Genomic DNA, 8,756 nt, shown 5'->3' on the forward strand with positions numbered 1-8,756 from the left:
CTGACGCTGGGCGAAGGCAAAAAGAAAGTGGTGGTCTTTGTTGATCCACGATGCCCGCACTGCCATGAGCTTTTGAAACAAGCTTTACCGCTAACCAAAGAATACACCTTCCAAATTCTCCCTGTGCCAGTGCTTGGTCCTGATTCAGAGCGTCAGGTTCGCCAGCTTGGCTGTGCGCGTGACAAGAAAGCGGCCACCGATGCATTGCTCAATGGCCGGATTGGTAACCTAGAACAGGATGATGCCTGCAACTTAGAGCCAATGCAGCGTACCCTGGTGACGGCTCAAATCCTGGGCATTCAAGGTGTGCCTTTCATTGTCGCCAATGATGGTCGCATCAGCCGAGGCCGTCCTTATGACCTTTCTGCTTGGTTGGAGGGGATTTAGATGAAAGCCTCTCTGTATTCAGGGCAACGCGCTTCAGAGCTCTTGCCAGTATTGGCCTATTCAGACGATGAGCAACTGTTTTTCATGGAAGACCAGAGTGTTGGCTTTGGTTTTCTATGTGACCCATTGCCGGGTGGTGATGAGTCTGTTGCAGACAGGGTTAATGTTCTTCTCAACAACGACTGGCCAAAAGACACTTTGCTGCAATTTGGCCTGTACGCCTCGCCTGATATTCAAACCGACCTTCAGCGCATGATGGGCTTACGGCATCGTCAATCCGATCCATTGCTCAGGGCGTCGATACGCAAACGTGCGGATTTCCTCGATGGGGGCACGGTTCAACCGATAGAAGAATCGACCCAGACTCAGGTACGCAACTTTCAACTGATCGTCACCTGCAAATTGCCTTTGGAAAGTCCTATACCGACGGAGCGTGAGTTGAGTCGAGCATCCGCGCTTCGGGCTTCTTTCTCGCAAGCGCTGGCAACGGTTGGTTTTCGCGTCACTGAGATGACTGACCGAAATTGGCTCGCGGCATTAAGTGCGCAGCTTAACTGGGGAAAAGATGCATCTTGGCGCAATCCATCACCAATCCGCAGTGAGGCAGATAAACCACTTAGAGAGCAAGTGTTGGATTATGACCGGGCTATCAAGGTGGATAGCCAAGGTCTGATGCTGGGCGATTACCGAGTTAAAACCTTATCGTTTAAGCGCTTGCCTGAGCGGATCTGGTTTGGCCATGCTGCAAGTTTTGCGGGCGACATGATGACTGGAAGCCGCGGTTTACGTGGCAGCTTTTTGCTAAATGTCACTATTCACTTTCCTTCAGCTGAGAGCATTCGCTCTCGCTTAGAGACCAAACGACAATGGGCAGTCAATCAGGCCTATGGTCCGATGCTGAAGTTTGTGCCGGTGCTTGCAGCCAAGAAAAAGGGATTTGATGTTCTTTTTGAAGCCTTGCAAGAAGGTGATCGCCCTATTCGGGCAAATATGAATTTAACGCTGTTTTCACCAACGGAAGAGGCGTCCATCAGCTCTGTTTCAAATGCTCGAACTTATTTCAAAGAACTCGGATTTGAGCTGATGGAAGACAAGTACTTCTGTTTGCCCATTTTTCTGAATGCCTTGCCATTTGGTGCTGACCGCCAGGCGATGAACGACTTGTTTCGATTCAAGACCATGGCGACACGGCATGTGATCCCTCTGTTGCCTTTGTTTGCGGATTGGAAAGGTACAGGCACGCCAGTGATTAACTTTGTTTCCCGTAATGGCCAGATCATGAGTGTATCCCTTTATGACTCGGGCAGTAATTACAACTGTTGCATAGCTGCGCAATCTGGGTCGGGCAAGTCTTTCCTGGTGAACGAAATCATCTCCTCCTACTTATCAGAAGGCGGGCAATGCTGGGTGATTGATGTTGGCCGCTCTTATGAAAAGCTGTGTGAAGTCTATGACGGTGAGTTCTTACAGTTCGGGCGAGACAGTGGCATTTGCTTAAATCCGTTTGAAATCGTTGAGGACTATGACGAAGAAGCGGATGTGTTGGTTGGGTTATTGGCCGCAATGGCCGCACCTACGCAGTCATTAACCGATTTTCAGATGGCAAACCTAAAGCGTCAGACCCGTGAACTGTGGGAGAAAAAAGGTCGTGCCATGTTGGTTGATGATGTGGCAGAGGCCTTGAAAAATCACGAAGACCGACGTGTGCAAGACGTGGGTGAGCAGCTTTATCCGTTTACGACACAGGGCGAATATGGCCGATTCTTTAATGGCCACAACAATATTCGCTTCAAAAACCGTTTCACCGTTCTGGAGTTAGAAGAGCTTAAGGGGCGTAAGCATCTACAACAAGTAGTGTTGCTTCAGCTTATCTACCAAATCCAACAAGAGATGTACTTAGGTGAGCGGGATCGTCGCAAGATTGTGTTCATTGACGAAGCTTGGGATCTGCTGACTCAAGGTGATGTCGGTAAGTTCATCGAAACCGGTTACCGTCGATTTCGAAAATATGGCGGCAGTGCTGTAACGGTAACGCAGTCGGTCAACGATTTATACGACAGCCCAACAGGTAAAGCCATCGCTGAAAACTCGGCCAATATGTACCTGCTTGGCCAAAAAGCTGAAACCATCAACGCACTCAAAAAAGAAGGTCGCTTGCCACTAGGTGAAGGCGGTTATGAATACCTGAAAACGGTTCATACCGTCACGGGTGTCTATTCAGAAATTTTCTTTATTACCGAAATGGGCACCGGGATTGGCCGCCTCATCGTCGATCCGTTTCACAAGCTGTTGTACTCGTCCCGTGCAGAAGATGTAAACGCGATTAAACAGTTAACGCGCAAAGGCCTTTCTGTTGCTGATGCCATCTCTCAGTTGTTGAAGGAGCGAGGCTTTGATGAATAAGACCACGCTTTGGCCATTTATGGCCTCTATTACTTTGTCTATTGCTGGTAGCGGTTTAATGACCAGCTGGCTTTTAATGAAAACACTCGAACCCATCCACAGCCAGTTGGCGTTAAGTACGCCCATTGCAGTCGTAGATTTTGGGGAGGCGGTGTTGTCACTGGGCCCCAATGCCAGCGAACAAGACATCGAGTCCAGGTTGCTTCAGACCAATCAGCAAATTGAAAAGTTAAAAAAAGCCGGTTTTATCGTGCTGGATGCCCAAGCGGTGGTGGGTGCTGATGATTCCGTATTTGTGCCAGTAGGCTCAAAGGAGGTGTCTCATGCAGATACTCCGTAAAAGAATGCCTTGGCGGCCATACCTCATCCGGTTGACTGTTCTTGCGTTAATCATGGCCTTGGTAGGCACCTACGCCATGATGCGCTACCGAATAGGTATTGATACCCAGCAAGAGCGCTGCCTGCCTGATACCACGGTGTATCTGATTGACCTATGGAATAAAGAGCCCGTTAAGGATGGTTTGTATGCCTTCCACTCAAAAGGACTCGCTCCGTTATATAACGACGGTACTCGGATGCTGAAACGCCTAACAGGGATGCCTGGGGATGAAGTCAATGTGACGCCTGATCATGTGCTGGTGAACGGTGCTGAAGTCTCTACCGGCATGGCATTAGCCCAGCGTCTTGGTGTGGCCGAATCACAATTTAGCCGCTCATTGACGCTGCAAGAAAACGAATATTGGTTTTCCGGCGAGGCTGCAACGAGTTTCGACTCCCGCTATTGGAATGCCGTTAAGCGCGAGCAGATTGTCGGTCGCGCTTGGCCGCTTTGGTAGGAGGTAGATGATGCAAAGACTATATCTCTTATTTTTGTTGGTTGCTCCATTGGCTTGGGTTCAAGTGTCCTGGGCACAAGAGCCTTATCCGTTGTCTGCCGAGGACAAAAAGATCGTCGAAATGAGCCGCAGCATTTTACAAAGTGCTGTGGATGGTTCATCTGAATTTATAGAGCCTTTTGCACCGGTTGAACAACCTGCGTCGCTCAAACACAGCGATGAATGGTTGATATTTGCGTCGTCTTCACTGGGGGATTCCTCACTGAAGCAGCTTTTCAAAGAGGCCAGTGCTACCGGCGCTATTGTGCTGTTTCGGGGAATTCCTGAAGGAAAGACCTTGGGGGCGGCTATCCGTGATTGGCATACGCTGATGACGGGGCTTGATCCTGTTCCTCAGGTTCGAATCGATCCGAAAGCTTTTGTGCACTGGCGGGTGACTAGCGTGCCTGCCATTTTCCGCATAGAAGATGACAAGGTGACTGCAAGTGCACTAGGGGTTTACAGCAAGGACTGGTTGCAGCGTCAAATTGAAACAGGAAATACCGGTTCATTGGGTCAACGCGGTCCAATTCATTCGATTTTAGAACCGGATTTGATGCAAGTGGCGATGCAGCGTTTACAGTCGCTTGACCTGGGCGCGTTAAAGAAAAAAGCCATTGAGCGTTTCTGGTCTCGCCAAACATTTACTGATTTACCCAAAGCCACGCAGTATCGGATAAGAACGGTTGATCCAACCATCGTCATGCAGCGGCCACTATTGGATGCCAATGGTCGAACATTGATCCCAGCAGGAACGCGTATTAACCCGCTAAAAGCCTTGCCGTTTACTCAGCAGCTTGTGGTGTTTAATGCGTCGAACGCTGAAGAAGTGGACGCAGTAGCGCATTGGCTTGAGACGCAAGATAGGACACTGCGCCGCATTACGCTTATCACCACGCAGCTCGACCGTACTCAAGGCTGGAATCGCCTCAATGCGCTTGAAAAGACATTGGACAGTCCGGTTTACCTTCTCAATGCCTCGCTAAAGCAGCGCTTTGATTTGCAAGTCACCCCATCGTTTGTTCAAGCAAAGGGGCTCGCGTTTGAAATAGAAGAAATTCCAGCAAAGGAGCTTGTTCATGAAAAAGCTCAATAATACGTATCGTCTGTTGCGGACTCTCGTTGTCCTGCTTGTCTTGGGCGCATCTATTCCTGCAAAAGCCGAACTGACCTGCCCAGACGCGGGGTTATTGTCGGGCAAGTTGCTGACGGATGTATGCTGGTCATGCATTTTTCCTATCCGGGTTGCCGGTCTTCCTCTTGGCTCTGGCAATGTCCCAAGCGGCGCATCAAACAAGTCGTTTTGCTTATGTGAAGACAACTTAGGTGTGCCAAGGCCAGGTATTGTTACCAGCATGTGGGAGCCAGCGCGTCTGATTGAACTGGTCAGAACGCCGGGTTGTTCGCCTTCCCTGGGAGGGATTCGTTTACCGTTAGGTGATAGACGACTGCAAGGTGGTCATGGCGAGGGTGAATACGATACCGGTGATCTTGCTTTCTACCATTACCATTATTACGCCTTTCCGCTTTTGGTCATGCTCGATTTGTTCATGGATGGCAATTGCAATGCCGATGGTTACATGGACTTTGACTTGATGTATTTGTCGGAATTGGACCCAACATGGCTGAACGATGAACTGGCCTTTTTTACTCAGCCTGAAGCGGCTGCCGTTGCCAATCCATTGGCTATATCTGCTTGTACCGCTGACGCTGCTTCATCAACGCTTGGTAAACCCATCGACCAGTTGTTTTGGTGTGCTGGCAGTTGGGGCCATCTCTACCCGTTATCTGGCCACACCTTAGCCTTCGGCTCATTAGCAGAAAACACCAGCCATTTAGCGGCGCGTGCAATCGCGGCTCAACACAGGCGTGGTCTTGCAAGGCGAACAATGGGGAACAGTGCGCTATGCCGACCTGTTATCGATCCCATGCTGCCGAAATCCCAATACAAAATGAGTATGTTCTTCCCAGTACCGGAAACTGAAAGTGCGCATGTCATCGGTGAAAGCACCATGAAATGGGGAGAGTGGCGAACGATCCCCGGTGCCGGTGAAGATGCGCTCTACATTTTGTGGCGCTGGCAAGACTGCTGTAACTCGGGAGGTTAACCATGAAACCAACACTTTTTACCCGAGTGTTAGCGGGTATTTTATCAATCACTATGGCGTGCCTGCCCTTACATGGTGTGGCCGCTGATGTGCAGCGCCAATCCGGCCTAAGCGGACAACAAGAAGGTAAGCAATTGCTGCAAAACTGGACGATGCCAGCACTCAATGGCAATACATTGTCGGTGCCGAATGGCAGTGGAAATGAGACGATTAACTTGCAAGAGCTTTTCCCTGGTATGGATAAGGGTTCATTGGATGTCTTAACGGGCGTTTATGGTTCTGATGCCAGCATGAATCAATTGGGGACGCAGCGCCAAGAGAGCATGGCATCCGAAAGTGGCGCTACGGGTGAGGCGTTTCGCTCGCTCCAGCAAATCAAAGACAGGTCTCGGCCAGATATGGTCAATGATCCGCTTTGGGCATTAACTGATGCGGTTCAAACTGACCCCAATCTATTAACCCAAAGCTTCCCCGGCTGTGAGTCTCAAGGTGAAGGCAGCCCAAATTACCAGCAATGTGACAGGCTCAATACAGCGGTTAACAGCTGCACTATTGCTCACGATTACACGGCAGGCATCATTGAGCATGTTTCAGGGCCGATGAACCTTCGCTCTTGTGGTGAGGGGTGTCTTGAAGTTTGGATAGGACGAATTGGCGACAACTACTGGAGTGGCCGTTGTAAGGTGTTTGAACAGGCCATCACACTCAAAGTCGTGAATCCCGATGCGATTACCTCAGCCGTACTTGAGTACGCCAAATGGGATGACTACATGCAAGTGTGGCTTGGTGATCAGAAAGTCTGGTCTGGGCCGAACAATAACTTTCCACCAGAAACGGCAGGTCGCTGCGAGCTTAGTACCAGTTGGGAACGCAATCCTAATACTGTCTTAACCGCTAAGCTAAAAGCGGTAGAGCCTGGTTTAGAAGTGCCAGTAAAAATTCGCGTATCGGTAACGGGTAGTGGTGAGGGGTATGCACGCATCAAGGTACGCTTTGATCCAACCAAAGTGGTGATGAATGATAGTTGGTCGCCACAGTCCTGTATCGAACAAGCCGCGGATATCCCGGCGAAGTTTTCAGACTACAGTATTCAATGCACGGATCAGCCGTCTTCAACCAACGGATGTACGGTGGTCAATGGTGTTTCAGTTTGTGAATCCTACTTTGCCCCAAGCCCTGTCGCTGGCATATCGCCTTTGTGTCGGCGTGTACAAGTGAGTGTGGATGACGAAAGCTATAAGGGGATTGAAAATCAGGCCTGCCAAGTGCTTGAAGCGAATCCTTCCTGTGGATTCATGTCGTCAGAATGTGCCGAGACCAATGATAAAGGTGAATGCATTCGTTTTACCGATACCTATGACTGTGGTTTGCAAACCAGCGATCCAAAGTGTGTGGTATCCAACCTTATGCCAAGTAGTTTTGAGGCCTGTGAGCCTACTCAGACGATTACGCCATTTACTGAAACCAAGCATGTACCGGATTACCAGGTGTGCGAGAAGATCAGCACGCTTACTCAGTGTCAGTTAGAGCGACGTGTATCCGCTGAAACCCATCAACAAAACTGGTCCATTGAGCGCGGTTGCTTTAGCTCTGAAACGCTCAGCTTTGTTCCACAGCACAGCAGTACTATGCAAACTGGAAACGCGACACTGAGGATTTTTGATAATCAAAATACGGAGATAAAAATTACCGAGTCGCCATCCAAGGCAAATGGTTGGAAAACGACACTCTCATTGACGGGCAATAAGGAGACGGTGACTGAGACGAAACCGTCTATTAAATACCCTGAAGTGACTTGTCCAAAAGGAACCTTGGTTGGCTCATTGTGTAAAGTCGTTAATGGGTCGATTATTTCGTGGCATGAACCCCAGGAGGTCACTCGTTCCAGATGCGATTCCGGCTGGAACAAAGTCGATTTCGATACTTGCAGCCGAGAAGTTCAGAAGTGCTTGGCTTCTGCAAAACTGAGTGCTTCCTTGACCTTCTCCGGCAAGTACTTAGAGCAAGACGTTGTTCATCAATCAAATGATCCGGGCATAGACCAATGCTTGATGCAAACGGATCAGTTTACTGCGGTGCAGTGGCAGTGTTTGGATACGGGCACAAAACGAATCGACGGGTTAACGGTTGGTAGTGGCGAGTTGGCCAATCTAGGAAGCCTTTATCCAGCGGTTGTTTCGTCTCCTGCTCATTTAACCAGTCGCGGCAGTTCTGATGGACTGGGACTCTCATGCTGGAGGGCAAGAGCGACCTACAATGCTTCGACTGCTCATCCAGAGTTCAACATGGGCAGCTCAGATAGCTGGGTAGATGCCAATGGTAATACGCAAACCATCGTCAATAATGGACAAAACACGACCACCAATACGTGTGCCGCGCTAGAGCAAAACCCGGCCTGCCAGTACGTCAGAACCGAATGTACTGAAGGCGGGGCTGGTCATGAAGGCTTCTGCTATATCCAAAGTTTGGTGTATGACTGCGGACAAAGCGTTGAAGTGCAAAACGCTCGAATGGAAACTCAATTCAACTGTGAGGGGCCAGTTCGCTGCATGGGCACTGATTGTTTAGAGCCAGAGCCAATCAAGCAGGCTAACTTTGCAGAAGCCGCTGCGATGCTTAATGCGGCGCAGTTTATGACCAATGATATGTCATGTACGGGCGCTGATGGCCAAGACAACGTCGAGTGTACGGTCTTTAAAGGTAATGCTGGCCAGTGCAAAAAAGCCGTCGGAGGTATAGTGGATTGCTGTGAAAAGCCAAGTGGCATTTCGCTATCGGACTACATCACGATGATAGTGGCGGTTAACAAGCTTGATACGGCAGTCATGGCCATGAATCCGTCGTCGGCAATCTATGGTTCCTGGAATACGCTCAGGGAGCCAATCACGAGCACTTGGAGTGCGGTCAAAGAGCCTTTTGTGTCTGCATGGGACTCTCTCATGGGGGCTGGGCCATCAACGGCTGCTGGCGCGGGAGCGGAGCA

At 49.8% G+C, this 8,756-nt stretch carries 7 protein-coding genes; all 7 read left to right on the forward strand.

What is annotated here, in order from left to right; all coding sequences use genetic code 11:
• On the forward strand, positions 1 to 387 hold a 387-nt coding region (locus R7Z49_RS22470; protein WP_318112065.1), incomplete at its 5' end, for a DsbC family protein.
• Positions 388 to 2,790, forward strand: a complete 2,403-nt coding sequence (gene traC, locus R7Z49_RS22475) for a type IV secretion system protein TraC (RefSeq protein WP_065274327.1) — start codon at positions 388 to 390, stop codon at positions 2,788 to 2,790.
• On the forward strand, positions 2,783 to 3,130 hold the full coding sequence (locus R7Z49_RS22480; protein ID WP_071701358.1) for a plasmid-related protein: 348 nt from the start codon (positions 2,783 to 2,785) through the stop codon (positions 3,128 to 3,130). Before traC ends, R7Z49_RS22480 begins: the two co-directional genes overlap by 8 nt.
• The gene (locus R7Z49_RS22485) at positions 3,114 to 3,626 is read left to right on the forward strand and encodes a S26 family signal peptidase (RefSeq protein ID WP_175542028.1); all 513 of its coding nucleotides are present in this window, start codon (positions 3,114 to 3,116) and stop codon (positions 3,624 to 3,626) included. Before R7Z49_RS22480 ends, R7Z49_RS22485 begins: the two co-directional genes overlap by 17 nt.
• Positions 3,627 to 3,636: 10 nt before the next feature.
• On the forward strand, positions 3,637 to 4,761 hold the full coding sequence (locus tag R7Z49_RS22490) for a TrbC family F-type conjugative pilus assembly protein (RefSeq protein WP_262660574.1): 1,125 nt from the start codon (positions 3,637 to 3,639) through the stop codon (positions 4,759 to 4,761).
• The gene (locus R7Z49_RS22495; protein WP_318112067.1) at positions 4,745 to 5,773 is read left to right on the forward strand and encodes a TraU family protein; all 1,029 of its coding nucleotides are present in this window, start codon (positions 4,745 to 4,747) and stop codon (positions 5,771 to 5,773) included. Before R7Z49_RS22490 ends, R7Z49_RS22495 begins: the two co-directional genes overlap by 17 nt.
• A gap of 2 nt (positions 5,774 to 5,775) precedes the next feature.
• Positions 5,776 to 8,756 (forward strand): conjugal transfer protein TraN (gene traN / locus R7Z49_RS22500; protein ID WP_318112069.1); only part of this gene is annotated, 2,981 nt, incomplete at its 3' end.

Origin of the sequence: Vibrio sp. 1562, assembly GCF_033340155.1 — a bacterium.
GTDB classification, from domain to species: domain Bacteria; phylum Pseudomonadota; class Gammaproteobacteria; order Enterobacterales; family Vibrionaceae; genus Vibrio; species Vibrio alginolyticus.

Bases quoted from the DNA above. Each gene is read 5' to 3' on its own strand.
- traC (WP_065274327.1), top strand. From the start codon at position 388: ATGAAAGCCTCTCTGTATTCAGGGCAACGCGCTTCAGAGCTCTTGCCA.
- R7Z49_RS22480 (WP_071701358.1), top strand. From the start codon at position 2,783: ATGAATAAGACCACGCTTTGGCCATTTATGGCCTCTATTACTTTGTCT.
- R7Z49_RS22485 (WP_175542028.1), top strand. From the start codon at position 3,114: ATGCAGATACTCCGTAAAAGAATGCCTTGGCGGCCATACCTCATCCGG.
- R7Z49_RS22490 (WP_262660574.1), top strand. From the start codon at position 3,637: ATGCAAAGACTATATCTCTTATTTTTGTTGGTTGCTCCATTGGCTTGG.
- R7Z49_RS22495 (WP_318112067.1), top strand. From the start codon at position 4,745: ATGAAAAAGCTCAATAATACGTATCGTCTGTTGCGGACTCTCGTTGTC.